Source organism: Sphingobium soli, from assembly GCF_020782245.1.
Lineage (GTDB): Bacteria > Pseudomonadota > Alphaproteobacteria > Sphingomonadales > Sphingomonadaceae > Sphingobium > Sphingobium soli.
In genome coordinates, this window is record NZ_JAJGNP010000019.1 from 44,764 (window position 1) to 62,692 (window position 17,929).

At 62.4% G+C, this 17,929-nt stretch carries 18 protein-coding genes; 5 read left to right on the top strand and 13 right to left on the bottom strand.

Going from position 1 to position 17,929, the window contains the following annotated elements:
- Window positions 1-7: 7 nt before the first annotated feature.
- The 3 genes from LL253_RS17165 to LL253_RS17175 all read right to left on the bottom strand — a co-directional run bounded on the left by LL253_RS17165 (window position 8) and on the right by LL253_RS17175 (window position 2,657).
- Entirely contained in the window at window positions 8-1,528 is a 1,521-nt protein-coding gene (locus tag LL253_RS17165; protein ID WP_009823976.1) for an aldehyde dehydrogenase family protein, read from the bottom strand.
- 251 nt (window positions 1,529-1,779) lie between these two features.
- Window positions 1,780-2,109 carry a hypothetical protein gene (locus tag LL253_RS17170; RefSeq protein WP_021224454.1) on the bottom strand — a complete coding sequence of 110 codons (330 nt, stop codon included), beginning with the start codon at window positions 2,107-2,109 and terminating at the stop codon, window positions 1,780-1,782.
- A 149-nt stretch (window positions 2,110-2,258) separates the two neighbouring features.
- Window positions 2,259-2,657, bottom strand: a complete 399-nt coding sequence (locus tag LL253_RS17175; protein WP_021224453.1) for a hypothetical protein — start codon at window positions 2,655-2,657, stop codon at window positions 2,259-2,261.
- A gap of 397 nt (window positions 2,658-3,054) precedes the next feature.
- Here LL253_RS17175 and LL253_RS17180 point away from each other — a divergent pair, with 397 nt between their 5' ends.
- Both LL253_RS17180 and LL253_RS17185 read left to right on the top strand, forming a co-directional pair.
- Window positions 3,055-3,276, top strand: a complete 222-nt coding sequence (locus tag LL253_RS17180; RefSeq protein WP_009823981.1) for a hypothetical protein — start codon at window positions 3,055-3,057, stop codon at window positions 3,274-3,276.
- Between the two features lie 621 nt (window positions 3,277-3,897).
- Window positions 3,898-5,364, top strand: coding sequence for a multicopper oxidase family protein (locus tag LL253_RS17185; protein ID WP_009823982.1), 1,467 nt, complete (start codon window positions 3,898-3,900; stop codon window positions 5,362-5,364).
- A gap of 1,679 nt (window positions 5,365-7,043) precedes the next feature.
- Here the strand turns inward: LL253_RS17185 and LL253_RS17190 are convergent.
- Window positions 7,044-7,919, bottom strand: coding sequence for a hypothetical protein (locus tag LL253_RS17190; protein ID WP_009823983.1), 876 nt, complete (start codon window positions 7,917-7,919; stop codon window positions 7,044-7,046).
- 127 nt (window positions 7,920-8,046) lie between these two features.
- Here LL253_RS17190 and LL253_RS17195 point away from each other — a divergent pair, with 127 nt between their 5' ends.
- The 3 genes from LL253_RS17195 to LL253_RS17205 are packed head-to-tail and all read left to right on the top strand — an operon-like array spanning window position 8,047 to window position 9,751.
- Window positions 8,047-8,658 (top strand): helix-turn-helix domain-containing protein, encoded by a 612-nt coding sequence (locus LL253_RS17195; RefSeq protein ID WP_228223031.1) that lies wholly within the window; start codon window positions 8,047-8,049, stop codon window positions 8,656-8,658.
- Window positions 8,659-8,811, top strand: coding sequence for a hypothetical protein (locus LL253_RS17200; RefSeq protein ID WP_228223032.1), 153 nt, complete (start codon window positions 8,659-8,661; stop codon window positions 8,809-8,811).
- Window positions 8,804-9,751 carry a TIR domain-containing protein gene (locus LL253_RS17205; RefSeq protein ID WP_009823985.1) on the top strand — a complete coding sequence of 316 codons (948 nt, stop codon included), beginning with the start codon at window positions 8,804-8,806 and terminating at the stop codon, window positions 9,749-9,751. Before LL253_RS17200 ends, LL253_RS17205 begins: the two co-directional genes overlap by 8 nt.
- A 1,359-nt stretch (window positions 9,752-11,110) precedes the next feature.
- Here LL253_RS17205 and LL253_RS17210 read toward each other — a convergent pair.
- The 9 genes from LL253_RS17210 to LL253_RS17245 form a co-directional block, all read right to left on the bottom strand.
- Window positions 11,111-11,782 (bottom strand): DUF2231 domain-containing protein, encoded by a 672-nt coding sequence (locus LL253_RS17210; RefSeq protein ID WP_009823986.1) that lies wholly within the window; start codon window positions 11,780-11,782, stop codon window positions 11,111-11,113.
- Between the two features lie 91 nt (window positions 11,783-11,873).
- Entirely contained in the window at window positions 11,874-12,008 is a 135-nt protein-coding gene (locus LL253_RS19860; RefSeq protein ID WP_266101055.1) for a hypothetical protein, read from the bottom strand.
- Window positions 12,009-12,012: 4 nt separating this feature from the next.
- Window positions 12,013-12,744, bottom strand: coding sequence for a PepSY domain-containing protein (locus LL253_RS17215; protein ID WP_009823988.1), 732 nt, complete (start codon window positions 12,742-12,744; stop codon window positions 12,013-12,015).
- Window positions 12,745-12,771: 27 nt separating this feature from the next.
- A complete protein-coding gene (locus LL253_RS17220) occupies window positions 12,772-13,290 on the bottom strand; it encodes a YybH family protein (RefSeq protein WP_009823989.1) in 519 nt (172 codons plus the stop codon).
- Window positions 13,291-13,314: 24 nt separating this feature from the next.
- The gene (locus tag LL253_RS17225) at window positions 13,315-14,628 is read right to left on the bottom strand and encodes a copper resistance protein B (RefSeq protein WP_009823990.1); all 1,314 of its coding nucleotides are present in this window, start codon (window positions 14,626-14,628) and stop codon (window positions 13,315-13,317) included.
- Window positions 14,625-16,433, bottom strand: coding sequence for a copper resistance system multicopper oxidase (locus LL253_RS17230; protein WP_037544129.1), 1,809 nt, complete (start codon window positions 16,431-16,433; stop codon window positions 14,625-14,627). Before LL253_RS17230 ends, LL253_RS17225 begins: the two co-directional genes overlap by 4 nt.
- A 31-nt stretch (window positions 16,434-16,464) precedes the next feature.
- Window positions 16,465-17,049 (bottom strand): RNA polymerase sigma factor, encoded by a 585-nt coding sequence (locus tag LL253_RS17235; protein WP_009823992.1) that lies wholly within the window; start codon window positions 17,047-17,049, stop codon window positions 16,465-16,467.
- Window positions 17,050-17,055: 6 nt separating this feature from the next.
- A complete protein-coding gene (locus LL253_RS17240) occupies window positions 17,056-17,490 on the bottom strand; it encodes a Spy/CpxP family protein refolding chaperone (RefSeq protein ID WP_009823993.1) in 435 nt (144 codons plus the stop codon).
- A 3-nt stretch (window positions 17,491-17,493) separates the two neighbouring features.
- Window positions 17,494-17,790 carry a hypothetical protein gene (locus tag LL253_RS17245; RefSeq protein WP_009823994.1) on the bottom strand — a complete coding sequence of 99 codons (297 nt, stop codon included), beginning with the start codon at window positions 17,788-17,790 and terminating at the stop codon, window positions 17,494-17,496.
- Window positions 17,791-17,929 lie beyond the last annotated feature (139 nt).

The window sequence follows — 17,929 nt, forward strand, 5'->3', positions numbered from 1 at the left end:
CGAGGGGTCAGAACAGGCCGAGCGCGTGCTCGTCATAGGAGACGAGCAGGTTCTTGGTCTGCTGATAATGGTCGAGCATCATCCGGTGATTTTCACGCCCGAAGCCCGACGCCTTGTATCCGCCGAAGGCGGCATGGGCGGGGTACTGGTGATAGCAGTTGGTCCAGACCCGCCCGGCCTCGATCGCGCGGCCCAGACGGTAGGCGGTGTTGCCGCTCCGGGTCCAGACGCCCGCGCCAAGACCGTAGGCGGTGTCGTTGGCAAGTGCGATCGCCTCCTCGACCGTCTTGAAGGTGGTGACCGCCAGGACGGGACCGAAGATCTCCTCCTGGAAGATGCGCATGTGGTTCTGACCCACGAACACGGTCGGCTGTACGAAATAGCCCTGGTCGAGCGCACCGCCCGGCAGCGCCCTGGCGCCACCGACCAGACACTGCGCGCCCTCGGCCTTGCCGATATCGATATAGCCCAGGATCTTGTGGAGCTGGTCCTCCGACGCCTGCGCGCCGACCTGGACCGACGGGTCGAGCGGATCGCCCTGGCGGATCGCGGCGACGCGCGCCACGGCGCGCTCGATGAAGCGGTCGAAGATCGACTCATGGATCAGGGCGCGCGACGGGCAGGTACAGACCTCGCCCTTGTTGAAGGCGAACAAAGTAAAGCCTTCGAGCGCCTTGTCGAAGAAGGCATCGTCCTCGTCGAGCACGTCCGCCATGAAGATGTTGGGCGACTTGCCGCCAAGCTCCATCGTCTGGGGGATCAGATGGTCCGCCGCGGCGTGCATGATCTGCTTGCCGGTGACGGTCTCGCCGGTGAACGAGACCTTGGCGATGCGCGGATTGGCGGCGATCGCCTGGCCAACGGTCCGTCCCGGGCCGGTGACGACATTGAGCACGCCGGGCGGCAGGATGTCGGCGGTGAGCTCGGCGAACATCAGCAAGGTGAGCGGCGTCTGGGATGCGGGTTTGATGACGGTGCAGTTGCCCGCCGCCAGCGCCGGCGCGATCTTCCACGCCGCCATCAGCAGCGGGAAGTTCCACGGGATGATCTGGCCGACGACGCCGAGCGGCTCGCGGAAATGATAGGCGATGGTGTCCGCATCGATCGTCGAGATGCCGCCTTCCTCCGCCCGGATGCAGCCGGCGAAGTAGCGGAAATGGTCGATCGCAAGCGGAACGTCGGCAGCACGCGTCTCGCGGATCGGCTTGCCATTGTCGATCGTCTCGGCAAGCGCCAGCAGCTCCAGATTATCCTCGAGCCGGTCGGCGACACGATTGAGAATCCTGGCGCGCTCGGCGGGGGCGATTCTTGCCCATTGATCCTTGGCAGCGTGCGCCGCATCGAGCGCGCGCTCGACATCTTCCGGCGTCGACAGCGCGAACTCTGCGATCTGGGCACCATTGATCGGGCTCTTGTCGGCGAAATACTCGCCGCTCGCAGGAGCATTCCATCGACCACCGATGAAATTATCATAGCGGTGTCGGAAGGAGGCCGCCGCATTGATGGTCCCGATCGCCTTCTCGAACATTACCTGACTCCATCTCTATCGATGGCCTGACGGAGTAATCTCTTTGCCCGGGCGGCCTATAAGTAAGTTCCGCAGAAGGTAGTTTGGTATCGGTGTCGCGGTCTTTGAGGGTCAGACACGCCAACGGAGCCGATGAGTATTCATCGACTCCCGAACCTATTCGCGCACGCATGATCGGAATTATGCCGAGACACGCTACTCGGCTGATTCTTCTTTTGGGGAGGGCGGCGCTTGGCATTCCAATTCTGGCGTTACGCCCGGACGCGCTTTAGGCTCACCCAATCGCCTTTCTGAAGCGTCCCGTCCCTCACGCGGAAATGAGCGTAATGGTCGTCGAAAATCTGGTCGACTTCGACATGACCGACAAGGCGGCGGTGGCGCGGCGTTGCGTGATAGACTTCGAGTATCTGCCCGATGTGCGCGCCATCGGCTTTGCCCAGGCAGGCCACTGTGCCGCCCGCATCCGTACGGACGATCTTGCCGCGCATGAACAAGCTATGGCCGATACCCTGTGCGAGGAGCGGCGTGCTGCCAAAGAGCAGAAAGCCAACAGCAGCACCGACGCCAAGATGTTTTCGCATCACTGTTTCCTCTCTCACGTCAGTTGCTCGGTCCCGGCTTTGAAAGTTGGGAGCACGGGGCGACGCTGGGCATCGTCAAAGAACTGGCCCGCCGCGGGGGCGGCGGCGGGCCCTCAGCCCCGGGGGGTGTTTTATCGGGGCTGGAAACTTCACATGTCGCTCATCGGCTTGTCGGCCATGGGCTTGGCGGTCTTCTTCGCGGCCGGCTTGGCCTTCTTCATCGGCATCTTGCAGCAGCCACTCTTCGCCTTACCGGCCATGCCCGAGCCGTTCGATGCAGGCGACCCGCCGGACATGCCGGCCATCCCCGACATGCCCTGTTGATCCTGCTGGGCCGGTTGCCGCTGCTGCTTCTGCGCGCCGGCCTGATGTTCCTTCATCATCTGATCGTGCATCTGCTGCCCGCCATGATCCATGCCCTGCTGGTGGGCATGGGCCGGCGCAGTCTGCGCGGGCGCGGGCGTCGACTGGGCGAGAGCGGTGCCGGCGGCGAAGGTTAGCGTCGCGAAGAGGCTGATGGTCGCCGCGCGAAATGTCGTCTGTCGCATTGAGGGTCTCCGAGTGTTCGTCCTGTTGCCCGGTCGACGTTCCGATCCCGGCAATTCCGAAGCTTCAATGCTGCTAGCGAGACGCAGTCTGTATACGTAACTTACGAATCCGCTTTGGATCGCGACAAGCATGCGCGGGATCGTGCGGGGTGGACCATGGCCCAAGTTCAAGCGAATTCATGATCCCGCTTGATGGCGGCCGGCAGCGAAGTGCAAAAGCCAATTGGCCCGCCGTGGGAGAACGGCGGGCCAAAGCTGCGGTTGAACTAGGCCACGGTCGTTGGCCGCCCAGCCTCGTGGTCGGAGCTGGCTTAATGCAGGGTCAGCAACCGCCCCGCGACCTATGCAACATGCGGGAGGCTCCGTCCTGGGTTCCCATCTCCCGCATAGCGATCCGATGGTCCTGCATCATCTCACCGTGCATCCGTACTTCGCGGTGTCGCATGCCTTGCATCTGGGCCGTGTCGGACCGAGCCGGCGCCGGCTTCGCCTTGAGCGTCTGTTCAAGGTCGGGCATGCCCGGCGGCATCCCATCGGCGAGAACTGGCCCGGCGCCGACGGCAAGGACGCCAAAGGCTGCGAGCGAAGCGATAATCGCTGCTTTCTTGCGCAAATATGATTCCTTCAAGTCTGAGTTTCAGTGCGACCGGACACATGCCCGGTCGATTCTCGCTCCCCAGGGAGCTTGCCGTTGAGATGGTATCGGCCTGGAGGTGGCAGTATACGTAATTTGCGAAGCTGGCGGTCAGCCTGCAATGTCAGCTTTAGTTCGGCTACTAGCAAAAGCTGGGCGCGGATGACCGACGACGGCGGCCATCAAAGCCTCCGCCTAGCCCGAGCACTGGAAAGCGACGCCGCCTGCTGCAGTGGCGAACAGCGAAACGTAAATCGCACGCCGCTTTTGCTTCGGCGCGATCGTGGCAAGGCCCACCGCCGAACCAGCCACTCGGACTGGCCCAGGCTAAATTGTCGGAATAGACGCTCGCTCGGATCGGTGCCGCAGTGATTGAACGCTCGCCTGGCTGATTATTGATCAACTGGCGAGGGCCGCAACCAGCTTAGAAGGGCAATTTTGTCTTCCCAGAGGGGGCGGGCACAAAAGCGATCGGTTCGGGTATTACGGATATTGCCCTCCCGCGCGCCCTTTAAGGGAAGAGCGGCGCTTCGCCTCGGTGGATCTCATCGGATCGAGAAAAGCGCGTTTGCGTCAGTTTCACGATTGCTCAGGAGGGGCTTCGAAATGACTTTTCTGAGCCGGCGAACTGTCTTGGCGGGCGGAGGCCTCCTGCTGGGGGCGGCATGCACGCGCAGATTTGCGACGCCGGACCAAGCAGGCACGCTGCCCATTCCTCGCCTGTTAGATGCACGCGACCATGGGCAGAGAATTGGACTGAGGGCGCAGGAAGGGGAAACCACTTTCTTCCCAGGGCGGCGGAGCGCCACCATGGGATACAACGGAAGCTATCTCGGCCCGACTCTGCGGGTACATCGCGGGGACGACGTGACGGTGACTGTCAGCAACAATCTGTCTGCTGATACCACGGTTCACTGGCACGGGCTGCTCGTACCGGGAGAGCTGGACGGCAGCCCCCACCAGACCATTAGTCCAGGCGAGACTTGGCGTCCGACGCTGCCGATCCGTCAGCCGGCGGCCACTCTCTTTTATCATTCGCATGCACACGGCCGAACGGCGGAGCAGGTCTATGCAGGCCTAGCGGGATTGCTCTTCGTCACCGACGAGGAAGAGCAAGGTCTCGGTTTGCCTTCGGATTACGGCGTCGACGATCTACCAATCTTGATCCAGGATCGGCAGTTCGTGGATGGCCGTCTGGTGTTACCGGCGGGCATGATGGTGGCGCTGGACGGGAGGCGGGGCAACGTTATTCTCGTAAACGGCGCGTACAACCCGCGAGCAGACGTTCCCAGAAGCTTAGTGCGGCTGCGGCTCGTAAATGGTTCGAATGCCCGGACTTACGATCTTTCGTTCAGCGACGGACGAGCCTTTTATTGGATCGGCACCGAGGGCGGCCTTTTGGAAAAGTCCGTTGAATTGCAGTCCCTCACTCTGGCCTCCGGTCAGCGGGCTGAGATCTTGGTGGACTTCAGCGATGGCAAACCGGTCTCGTTGGTATCGGCTCCGGACCAAAGCACCCTCAGGATGCATGGCATGGGCATGATGCATCGGCACGAGGCTAGCGAAAACAACGCAGGGGATGAAACTGTCCTCACATTTTCACCGCGCTTGGCATCGAGTAAGCGAGGTAGCACCACGCTTCCGCTCCTCCTGGCGTCCCGCGCGGTGCCAGATCCGGCGACGGTCGTCGCACGGCGACGTCTGGTGCTCAACATGAGGCTGGGAGGTATGATGGATAGCGACGAAGAGCCGCTAACGATCAACCACAGGCGATTCGATATTGATCGCATCGATGAGGAAGTCGAGCTTGGCGCCGTCGAGATATGGAAAGTCTCCGGGCAGAAAATGGCCCATCCCTTCCACATTCATGGAGTGCACTTCGACGTGCTACGTCGCGATGGCGAGGAACCAGATCTTCTTGATCAGGGGCCACGTGACACCATCGTCGTGGACGAACCGGTCGAGTTATTAATCCGCTTCGACCAGCCTGCTTCAAAAGCGCCCTTCCTGTTCCATTGCCATATCCTGGAGCACGAGGACGAAGGCATGATGGGTCAGTTTTCCGTGACGTAGTGGGAACAACTCAAGAAGCGAAATCCTGCATATGCCAATAAGGGGGCAATGCTCGACGTGTGACTTCGAACTCCACTCTCGTTTTTGGTCCCTTTTCGGGCTTGGGCCAGAACGTTTCGCACATCTCGATCGAAGGCATTCGATCATCCCGGACACTTGTGCATCACATGACGAACCCTGCGGTTCGTCACGGCCACCAGGCGCCGCGGGCCGCGCTCTATAATGACCATACGCTTGTCGGGCCGTCCCGCGGCCGCTGTCAGTACTCGCGGCAATGAGTAATAGATGGTATCGCCGCGTTCATACCACTTTCCTCCGCCAAGCGGCGTCTGGTCAGGCAATCGGATTTCGCTGTAAGATCCGTTGCGATTAAGAACCCAGGCCATCCCCGACTTACAGCCGGATCGGCCATCAAATGACCAGACACCCGCGAGCTTGGTGGTCGAGGTATCTTCCCTTGCGGGAACGACCCTGGCCGGCGAAGGTAGCGTTGGCACAGTGAGCGCGGCGAAAATCGCCCAGATGGAACACGACCACCGTGTGAAAGTGAGCAGCCGGCATCGATATAACCCGTTAAGCGCGATCGTCATACTGTTCCCTTCCGATCCACACTCACTCCGCTGCGAGCTTCGTTGGTTGCCCTGGGCAGACTATGCCGACCATCTGCCGGTGGTAATGCGTATTTGTCGCTAGACAGAAGAGACGCCTGCGATGGCATCTGATCGCAGATCGCCCAGGACAAGGCAGCCGGCGCAGAACTTGGGATGACGGTGATCGTCTCATGCGCAGTGCAAGCGAGCAACCACATGAGCGGTAACGGGGGTGACGAGTTCGCTTCCGGACGAGGAAAAGGTGACCAGGTGACCTTCATTCTATCCCGACATGTTGGTTTGGACGCTCAAGCCGGGTGCCGAGGCGGAGGCATATAGGCCCGCCCGATGTACTAATCGCAAGCGACCGGTTTTCGGTTCTGATGCTCTTGCGCCCCAGTCAACCGACCGATCGCCATTCGTATATATCACAATTTCGCGGGTCGTTCCCCCCAGATAGGGTCAGAGCAGGTTCGAGTCGTGGAGGGGTCTTGGAACTCAGAAAACGGCGGAAATCCGAGGATTTTTCTTCCCACAGAAACCACTGCTGTACCATGCTGCTGTACCAGTTGGTCACGCAACGAGGCTGTTGAAGCACGCTACACTGGGATGATCAATCCTTTTTAAGGCGGCTTGCGCCCATCTCGGTCGTTGAAACCCTCGCTGCCGGCAGCCTGAAAGCGGACGATGCGGGTGGAATGGCGGCGCTGTCGGACTGTCCGGTAAGTCCGCTTCCGGGCGGCCACCTGGCTGGAGCGGTCGTTCGTTCATCCAACGCAGAGATGGCAGCAAGGCGCCCTTTCCGGTCGCTCGTGAGACGCCCTGTAACCCCAACAGGAGCCATTGGTCGAGATCGTGGTGGCCATCTCCGTGACGCCTTTATGACCAGGCTCAGGCGATCACTTATACTCTGCTGTAAGCGGCTGAGGCACGGCGTCGGATGAAAAGACGCCGCCTCGCGCTTCTTGGACCTTGATGTCATGGCGTCTTACGAGGCGTCATTTCGCTGCTGACGAAGCCATCTGGAGGTCGAGAAAGTCGCCGTGCCGCGTATTCTCGCCAGGTTTAGCGCTGGGAGGCGGCCGACAATCAGCCGTATTCCGGCCCATAGCCGGCTTCGGCCCAAAGCTGCGCCTCGCGATCCGCCTGCAGCGTCTCAAGCGGCACCGCCGCCTCCTTGAAGTCGAGGTGGTACATCGGAAGCTGCCAATAATGCCGCAGCAACCTGACGTGATCGGCGCTGGCCGCCTCCGTTACGACCTGCGCCGCATCGAGCCGTTCGAACATCGCCTGCGTCAGCTTTTCCTGTTCGGTATAGCCCTGCGTGTCGACGAACTCGACTTCGCCCCAGACCTCGGCGACCGCCTGCAGCCCCGCGCGGGTGAACATCCCCACCGCCGCCATCGCCTTGCCGAGCATCAGCGCGGCTGGCTCGCTTGGCCTCCTGACCGAACCGAATTGCAGCGGCTCGCTCCAGTGCGCGCTGCCATTATCGAGCACTTCGATATCGGCGTACATCGCCGCCTCGCGGCTATAGCGGCTCCAGTTCGGCACGATATATTCGCCGGCATAGCCTTCGAGATAATGGCCCTGTCGCGTGTTATCGACATAGTCGCGCAGCTGCGCCACATCGACCGGACGCCAACTCTGCGCGTCACCATAGATCAATCGGCCGAGGTGATCGTAGAAGGTCCGCACGATCTTGCCGCTGAGGCTCGCGACTAGCTTGGGCGGGCAGCGCACCAGATCCATCAGGATCAGGATCTTGGCGGCTTCCTCCTCGGCGAACCCTTCAAGCACGCGGGCTTCGCGGGGCGCCTGCGTCAGGCTGGCGGCCGCCGTCCAGAAGCTCTCGGCGCTGGCGAGGATCACCGGCAATCCTTCAGCGATCAGGTCGAGTCGCCGCTCGGTAGGGAGATTACACAAGATGCCGGCCTGGCGGTTGCCGAACGTCACTTTGGCCATGGGTCGTTACTCTCGAGTCTTCGCTGGCCCTACTGTGCCCGCGATTGCGGAGGCGCTGAAGGATTTCTGACGTGGCCTGATGGGCGGCGACCGCGCGATGAAAACGCATCGACACGGAGACGCCACTATGATTGCTTCGCCGCTGATGCAGGCCACCGCCGACCGAATCAAAGCGCTGCGCGCCGCCCGCGCGCTGACACAGGAAGACCTCGCCGCCCTGGCGGGGCGCAGCGTCGCGTCGGTGCAGCGGATCGAACGCGGCGAAAAGGTCAGCGCCTACACCATCGCCTCGATCGCCGCCGCGTTCGACATTACCGCCGAGGCGTTGACCGCCGCGCCAAATGATGACCGCCCCTATCTGCCGCTCGCGACGATCAATGGCGGCCGCGCGCTGGTCGGCTTGATGACGGGCTGCTCGCGTCTCGATTTCGGGTTCGACGAGCTCGACACCCTGGATCAGGCCGAGATGCTGGAGGCGTTCCACGATTTCTGCGCCGGGCTGGTCGGCGATGGCGCCCCGGCAACACCGCTCGCCATCACTCGCAGCGAGCTCGAGGGGCGTGCGAAGCTGACGGCGCTGTCCGAGCGCGGCTTCGTCGTGAGCGGGGCGGCGCTCGCGATCACGGCACATGAGGTCGACGATGACGGCGGCGCCGGCATCGCCATCCTGTTCGCGCAATGGGACGAGACCATCGCGGTGCTGCGCGTCGGGGTCGGGCGGACGCTCGATCGCGCCTAAGTGCTCGACAGCCTGGGACAATGGGAGACGCCCAAGGGTTACGCGCTAGTCTATCCGGCCGGCTCGCGCGAGGATGGCGATTGGGCAGAAGATTGGAGCGGGATCGGCTCCGATCCGCCGTCGGACGGGGAAGGTTCGGGCGCCAATGTATAATGTGATGGTCACCGCTGGCGACAATGCCTGGGAAGAAGGCGTCTATGTCTGGGATCGCACCCGGATGCTCGAATATACCGAGGACGTCATTCGCGATGCCCTAAAGGCGCTGACCCCAGACGCGCTGGAGGAGCTCGCCAAGCTTCCCACCCTTTTCATGTACGAGCAGCACACCGAAGGCACGCCGCGCCTCGGCACGATCAAGCGCATCCAGCAGCGCGGCTCGGAATTTCGTGTGATCTTTGAGTTCGACGAGGACGTGCCGGCGCTCTCGCTCGAGCAGATCGCGGCGACCAAATGGGATCTGCAGCTCGCTGATTTCGAGTTCAGCCGCACCCATTGGGCGGTCAAGGCAGGCGATCTCTACGCGATCCTGCGCCAAAAGGGGCTGATCCCGGACGCCGCGCCGGAGGCGGTCGCAGCGCCGGCCGAGCCGGAAGCCGCGCCCGCCGTTGATGTCGTGCCAGCCAAGGTCTTTCTCGTCCATGGCCGTGACGAGGCCGCCAAACATGCGGTCGCGCGGTTCCTAGAAACCCGTGTCGGCCTCGGCGTGATCATCCTGAGCGAGCGCCCCAATCAGGGTCGGTCGATCCTCACCAAGTTCCAGGAGGAGGCCGATGGCGCCGCCTACGCTGTCATCCTGATGACGCCCGATGATCTGGGCCAGTTGCGTCCGGGGCTTCTGCCGGCCGGCGTGGCGCCCGCCGATCCCGCGCCGCGCCCGCGCCAGAACGTGATTTTCGAGATGGGCTTCTTCATCGGCCAGCTCGGCGCCGATCGCGTTTGCGCGCTCGTTCCGCCGAACGTCGAACGGCCTTCCGACTATGATGGCATCGTTTATGTGCCCTTCGATGATCAGGAAGGATGGCAGCGCAAGCTTGTCACCGAGCTGCACGCCGCCAATGTGCCGGTCTCGCCGACTTGGTGGCAGGCTCCTTAGCCCCGCGTGTCATTGCTGTGACATTGCCGATCGAGAATTCGGGCACTAAGCCTTCCGCGCCTGCCGTGGCTCTACAGCGTGGTTGAAACATTGCCGCTGCACCCTCTCGCCCGTCGCGTCCGTTTGCCAAAACCTGCTTTTCCGCTACCGCCCCATTCTGCCGGCTAGTAGAGCCTCGCGTTTACATCGACAGTACCGCTGGTTCGAACGTCGGCTTTGGTACTCTCTGCAATATATAAGCTGCCTGGCAACTCACGGCCCGATATCGGTCGCTTGCCCGACCGGAGCGACAGAGTCGCAGTAACGACCGGCACTGGGCCGCTAGCGGTCAGTCGGCTATTAGTGTTGTTCTCAAGCAGACAAGCCGTTCGGCCAAACTCTCAATCCACGGCAAAAAGCGATCAATCACCAATCGCTAGCAGTTTAGGTCTCCGCCTACGGATCTGCGATTGGCAGCGACTAGCAGCCCTTTTTGGCGGATATCCGTCTATTTCCGCGCTGGTTTTGCGTATGAGATCGAATGAAATACTCTGCTCGTCGATTGGACGAATGCGGCCGTTGTACTTCGGGCTCAATCCATAGACGCTAAGTGAACCGCTTACCTTCGTCCTCCCAAGCCGACAACGCTCCGGCTTTTCCCGATTCCGACAGATGCGGTTGCTTTCATAATCATCGAGGCGATTTTCTGCGCGCTGCTCACATAGCACAATGCCATGCCGGCAAGCGCCTGGCACCGGGACAGCAAAGCCGGGCAAGCGGAACCCCGCGAGTCGGGTTGGGCTTCACGCGGGGTTCCTGGACGGCCCCTTGGGGGCACCTGCGACCCGCAGGGCTTCGGGGGGAGGCGGGGCCGTCCTTTCCTGATCTTGCGATGTTCGTTGCGGTTTCCTGCCCAGGGTATCTCCTGAATAGCCGTGTCACCGGGGAACGCGCCCGATCACATGCTGTCCATGTCGTGATCGGCCATCGAGAACATGTCATGGCCCGCATGGGGATCGGCGGGCGGGGTCGCCTCGCTCGCGGGTTGCGTGCGCGTTGCTGGCGCTGCGGGTGTGGCAGTTGCGCGTGATGCGGGCGGGACAGCGCGCCGTGACGCAGGCGTGGCGGCGCCAATTGTCGAAAGAGCGTCCTGACGTGCGGCCGCTGCCTCATTTTCGGAGGGAGAGGTTGCCGGGTCTGCAAGACCCGCCTCGGGTGCCGTGCCAGGCATCACCGCAGTTCCGCCCATAGGCGAAACCTCAGCAGCCGGTGTGCTCTCCTGCGCTTGGTCACAAGCGGCGAGAGCGAACGTCAATGGCGCGGTCGCGAGAAATGCTATCGCGGTGTTCGATTTCAGAATTCGCATGTTATTCAACTCCTTCAGAGCCACGAAACGCCAAGATGGTCCGGTCCGTGCGCGAGCTCGCCGCCAAGGAACCCCTGGATGAGAACGAGTGCCGCCATGGAGAAGATCGACGCGCGCAACCATGCGCGGCTCTGGCTCGGCCTGCTCGCGAGGTATGCCATCGCAATACCGAGAACCGCGATCAGCATACCGGTCCATCGATGGACTTGCATGACAGTATCGCCGCCGAACCACAGACCGGTGTGAATCCATCCGAACAGAACTGCGACGACTGCGCCGATTGCTCCGCCGTAGACGAGTACGCGCACCGCACTTTCCAGGCCCGCTCCTTTCCGGCGCATCACGAACAATTCGGTGGCCGCAGCCATGAAAAACAAGGCGATCGGGAAGTGGATCGTTGCCGGATGCAGCTTTTTCAGTACGGCCATGACGCCGGTTTCGCTCTCATCCGCATGGCCACCGGCCTCGTCATGGGCTGCGCCCGCTTCATCGTGCGCGCCGGAGGACTCGCCAGCATCCGCAGTCTCGCCCATCTGCGCCATGGCCGCCTGGTCGTGCACATCGCCATTGGTGGCAGCAGGCGCGGCGCTCGCCTCTTCGCCGTGCTTTTCGTCGCCATGAGCCTGAACGGGTCCGACGAAGAGCAGGCTTGCGGCGAGCAGCGCCAGAAATGAGGGGGCTTTCATGTCTCGTATGTCTCCCGACCCTGCAGTTAAAGTGCGACCTATGTGCCTGATACGCACGGCAGCCGCGTGCCCCTCGCATTAATTTGATAGTTCAGCGCGACTGAAGTGCGCCCGGGTGGTCACGCTTGCTGGCGGCATCATCGCGATCGTCGAACGCATTCGGCTCCTGGCCGCGTTCGGCCTGGCGAACGAGGGTAAAGCGTTCGCCCACGCGAATAAGCCCCATGGGCTCAGGCGAGCTTGCTCTTCTTTGCGCGGCGGCGCAGCCTCGGCATCCGGTTCGCCAGCAGGACGAAACCCGACAGGGCTATGATCGTGCCGCCAATGCCGAACAGCAGCAGCCACCAACTGTTGATGCGGTCGCGCTCGGTCCAGTCCATGATGTGGAGGCCCCAGATGAAATCGAACAGGCGCCATGTATCGCTGCGCGCTGCCCCGAGCGTGCCGCTGGCGGCATCGATGTAGATGCGCGTCGAAGCCTCGTCAGCATAGGTGACCTGCCAGGCCGGAAAAGGGCCGCGAAACTCGGTTCCGATGGGGTCATCGACGATCCGTGCGGCCTCGATGGTCGTGCGCGGCCCGGTCCATGCGCGCAAGGCGATGGATTTTGCCGTTGCCGCCGAGATGGGGGAGAGTTTACGCCCAGTCACCGGATCGTGGAGGCTCACGCTACCGTCAACCTTGCGGACCTCGGTCACGGCATCGCCGTCGAGCGAACGTGTCGTTACCGCTGCAAGAGTACCGTCGTTTGCGACCCAGGCCGGGAGCGGGGCATCGGCGGGCAGCGCCTCTTGTTCACGCGAAACGACATGTTCGGAGCGAACTTCTTCCAGGTCGAGAAACGACATGAGGGCGCCGGTTCCCATCCACAAGAGAACCTGGACACCGACGAAAATCGCCAGCCATTTGTGGATCTTGCTGCCGAGCACATGCAGGCGCAGCTTCAGCGACGGCGTTGCCAACCGGTGCTACCTCTTCGAAAGCCGTAATCAGTTGCGCGGCGCGCGCGACGAGGAATGGTACTGGACGATTCTCCACCCGTCCGCATCGTGAGCAAGCACCGATGTCGCCACGCCGTCGCGCTCGATCACCCGGCCATCGCTAAGTTCGATGCGATAGCCATACGTCTCATAGGCATGGGCCATGTGCCCCATCCGGGTGACGGTCAGCGTGGGGTCGGTAAAGGTGAAGCTCACAATCGCGTCGAGCTCGGGGCCCAAATGGTGCTCCATGTAATTGGCAAAGCTTCCTTCGGCCTTGCCATTCTCGAAGATCGCCGAGTCCTCGGCGAAGAGCGCGCGCATTGCCTGCGCGTCGCGCGCTTCAAGAGCGGTGCGATAGGCCTTGAGGGTTTCTTCAGCGCCCGCGACATCGTCCGCCGAAGCGTCCATCGCGTGCATCTGATGGTTCGCATGGGAAGAGTGGTCCATCTGCTGCGCGAAGGCTGGCAGCGGTATCAGCGTGGCAACAAGCGCAGTCGCCGCGATGCGTGTCAAAGTCTTGGTCATGGAAGTTCTATCCTTTTTGAGATTTCAGAACCAGAATCGCACACCGACGACATAATTGGTGACGCTCGGATCCTCTCCGGCGGCCCGCGCAAAATCCGCGCTGTCGCCGATGCGCCATTCCTGGGAAACGCCGACATAGGGCGCGAATTCGCGTGCGAACTCGTAGCGAAGACGCAGACCTGCCTCGATCCGGTCGAGGCCAGCGCCAATGCCGAGTTCGGGAATATCCTGAGCGGAAAGTGCGATTTCGGCACGCGGTTGAAGGATCAGCCGCTGCGTGATGCGCTGATCAAGTTCGCCCTCAAAACGCGCCGTCACATCGCCCTTGGTGGAGACGAAGGCCGCGGCATCGACCTCGAACTGGTAAGGCGCGATCCCTTGGATACCGATAACCGCGTGCGTGCGTTCCGGACCGGTCAGGTCCTGGCGAACACCCGCCTGGAAATCGAAGAAGGGCGCAATGGCGCGGCTCCAGAGCGCCTGGACCTCGGCGCCTTCTATGGGTTCGCCGAAGCTGCCCTCACCCTCGGACTTGAACCAGAATTTGTCGATGTCGCCGCCATAATATCCCTGGATGTCCCACAGATATCCATCCTTCCCCTCGCGGGCGCGGTACTCGAGCCGGTCGCCCTGAAACCAGAAGCGCATTCCTCCGTCGGTCTCGCGGACAAGCTCGCGGCGCGCTTCGTTCATGGCTTCCTCGCCCCAGATGGCGACCGCCGCGCGCGCTGGGCCGCTCCCTGCTTCTGGAGGAGGCGGCAGCAGCGGGATATCATCGTCCGAGCCCATCTGCATCGCCGAATGGTCCATGCCCTGCCTGTCCTGCGAAGGCGTCTCCCCATGGTTCATCTGGCTGTGATCCATCTGCCCATGGTCCATCGACGAACTGGCCTCCGCCTGACCCATCTCGCCGTGATTCATCTGCGAATGATCCATCGCGCCTTCGGCGGGCTTGCCCTGCGGCATCGAGCCGTGATCCATTCCTTCATGACTTTCGGGCAATGCCTGTGGACGGGCAGCGTCCACAGGCATTGTCATGCCAGAATGGCCATCCTGAGCGGTCATCGCACCATGATCCATGGTTGAGTGATCCATCTGCGAGCGGTCCATGGCGGCTTCAGGTTGAGCAGCCGGTTCGCATGCTCCATCTGCAACCGGATGCCCCATCGCGCGATGGCGCTCGGCTTCTTCCTCGCACTTCGTCTTCGCGTCAGCCTGCGCCTCGGCGCTTTGCTGCGGCTCCGCCGGCGAATGACCGGCATGCTGCGCCGCCGCGGGGGAGGCGAGAACTGAGCCGGCTGCGACCGATGCGAGCAGGCTGACAATACGAATTTTCATGCTTCGCTCCCGTCGGGATTGGCGACCGTGACGATCTGAAACATCCCGGCATGCATGTGGTAGAGAAGGTGACAGTGGAAGGCCCAGTCGCCCGGCTCGTCCGCCGTCAGGTCGAACTGCGCGCTGCCACCCGGCTGCAGGATTACCGTGTGCTTGAGCGGTTGACGATCGGCCGGCGCGCCATTGACCAGCTCGAAGAAATGACCGTGCAAGTGAATGGGGTGCGCCATCATCGTGTCGTTGACGAGCTTCACGCGCACGCGCTCGTTATAGGCGAAACGGATCGGCTCGTCTGAGACGGCGGAGAACTTCTTGCCGTCGAACGACCACATGTAGCGCTCCATATTGCCGGTCAGATGAATTTCCATTCGCCGGGACGGCGTGCGGCCCTCGCGGTGTGGAGTCAGAGCGCGCAGCTTGCGATAGTCGAGCGTACGATGCGGCACATCGGCGAGACCGATGCCGGGATCGCCCATGCGGTCGACCGGGTTCATCGAGACCATGTCGAGACCGGGCCCGACCTTCACATCGGGCGGCAGAAGCGACGTGTCGCGCATCTGCATCCCCGACATGCCGGCCATGCCTGCCATCTCGGATTGGCCGGACGAACCATGATCCATCCCCGCCATGTCGCCGCCACTTCCGTGGTCCATGCCCGACATGCCGGCATCGCCAGACGAGCCGTGGTCCATGCCGCTCATGCCCATGTCGGCCATGGTCAGAAGCGGCGGATCGCGCAGCGGCGGAATGGCGGCGCGAGCGCCGGTTGCGCTCGCGAGTGTGGCAATACCCATGCCCGAGCGGTCCATCGACTCCGCGGCCAGCGTGTAGGCTTGTTGCGCGCCCGGCGTCACGACGACGTCGTATGTCTCGGCCACACCGATCTGGAACTCGTCGACCTCCACCGGCTCGACGTTCTGCCCGTCCGCCTGAACGATGGTCATCGGCAGGCCGGGAATGCGAATATTGAAGAAGGTCATGGCGCCGGCATTGATGAAGCGCAGCCGCACGCGTTCGCCCGGGCGGAAGAGGTATTCCAGATTGTCGAGCGGGCCATGGCCGTTCAGAAGATAGGTATAAGCCGCGCTCGACACGTCGAGGATGTCCGTCGGCATCATGCGCATTTTCGCCCACATCCGGCGATCCTCGCCCGAAAGCGGGTAATCGTCGGTCCAGGTGTTCTGGTTGTAGTTGAAGTAGCCTTCGCCCTTCTTGAGCTTGTCGAAAATCGTGTGGGGCGACATTTCGCTGAATTCGCTCAGCACCACGATATATTCGCGGTCGGCCTGGACCGGATCGGGTCCGGCGGGGTCGACCACGATCGCGCCGTAATGCCCGGCCTGTTCCTGCAGGCCGCTATGCGAGTGCCACCAGTAGGTACCCGACTGGCGAACCGGAAATTCGGCGGTGAAGGTCTCTCCCGGTTTGACGCCGGGAAAGCTCACGCCAGGCACTCCATCGAGCTGAAACGGCACGAGCAGACCGTGCCAGTGGATCGAGGTATCTTCCTCGAGCTGGTTATGGACATTGAGCCGGACGGTCGTGCCTTCCTGCAATCGCAACAGCGGACCGGGGATCGTGCCATTGACGGCGATCGCGCCGCCGCGCCTGTTGCCGGTCGCGAAGGCCGATCGGGCAACGGTGAGGTCGATATTGGGGCCGGATATCTCGTCCAGCCCCTTGCGGGCGTTACCTGCGAGGATGTCCGCGCCCCGTGCCCAGGCAGGCATCGCCCCGGCAAGGCCGAGCAGACCCATTCCTCCTGCTCCGGCTCCGAGAAACTTGCGTCGATTGACGGCGATCATAAAGGGCTCCTGACTTGGCGTTTACCGTTACTTACGCGCGCGCCCAGCCAACCCCCCAAAGTTTTTCGAAGCGCTCCTTCAGCCTGTTGCGCGCGCGATATACGCGGGTTTCGATCGCCTTTTCGGTCGTTCCGAGAAGATCGGCCGCCTCGGCCTGGCTACGCCCCTCGATGGTCACGAGCACAAGCGCTTCGCGCAGCCTTACAGGCATTCGCGCGATCTCGGCCTGAACGAGATTGAGCTCTTCCCTGGAAACGGCCAACGCTTCAGGACCCGGCAAATCGTCGGCGATGGAATGGAGTTCGTCATCACCCGACAGTCCGAAAAAGCCCGCGACCTTGCGCCTGCGCAAACGGTCCCGGCAGCGGTTGAGGACGACGGTTGTCAGATAGGGTCCGATCGGCTTGTCCGGATCAAGCCGATGGCGCGTCAGCCACACCGAAGCGAGGCTGTCCTGAACAACGTCCTCGGCCTGAGAAGGAGAGGAAAGCATGCGTGTCACGAGCGCGAGAAGCCGACCAGTTTCATGCTCGACGAGTTGGCTGAAAGCCCGCTTGTTTCCAGCCCTCGCCTGCGAAACAAGGGCCTCATCCGGATTGTCGCCCGCCCCCGACATGGCGCTTCAGTCGCGAGGGTCGCGGGTCAAGGCGTCGGAGACCTTGCGGTCGAACTGGCGTTGCTGCTCGGGTTCGAGAATTTCGCGCATGTCGAAGACATGGCGCACCGTTGCTTTCTGCAGATCGCCCATGCGTGCATGCACCTCGTCGATCGCGGCCGAGACCTCGGGACCGTACTCATGCTCGGTTTCCATCGCCTGGGCGAGCCGGGCATTGGCTGCACGCGCCGATCCTTCGAGCCGTGCCCTTTCGACAGCGAAACGAGCCTCGAGCGCATCGAGACGCTGCTCCTGGTCGGCCGTCAGGGTGAGTTCGTCGTGCACGAAATCGTGGAGGCCGGAGCCAGCCTCGTGATTGGCCCAGCGGTCCGCGGCAATCGCGCCGAGGCATCCTGCAAGTGCTGCGAGAAGCACCGCGAGAACGATATGCGTCGTCTTCAAACCCTATTGCTCCACATGGAGGAGCGCCGATGGGGACAGCTGTTCGCCGAGGATAAGACTCTCGCCAAATGACGCGGAAGACGTGCCATAGCCGCCGGGCCAACCGCTCGTTCCGGCGCCAGCTCCAAGCCCGACGACGAACAGACCGACGAACAGAGCCGTCCGGCGGCGTCGGTCGGCGATTTCGCCAAGCTGTCCGGCGCGCTGCCAAACGCCATCCATGAAGTCCGCGGGGACCTCGCTGGTGCCGGTGGCGGAAAGGGTTCCGAGCACCGCATCAAGAGAGTGATTGTCACGCATCCGAAAAACTCCTGTGGGTTGCACGTGTCCTATACGCGCTCGCCTGCACAATCCCTTAAACTTCTTTATAGGATGGCCCGCCCCTTTTCCCCGGCAGCGGGTATGATGCCGGTGCTTGAGAAGGGAAAGGAACGGACCG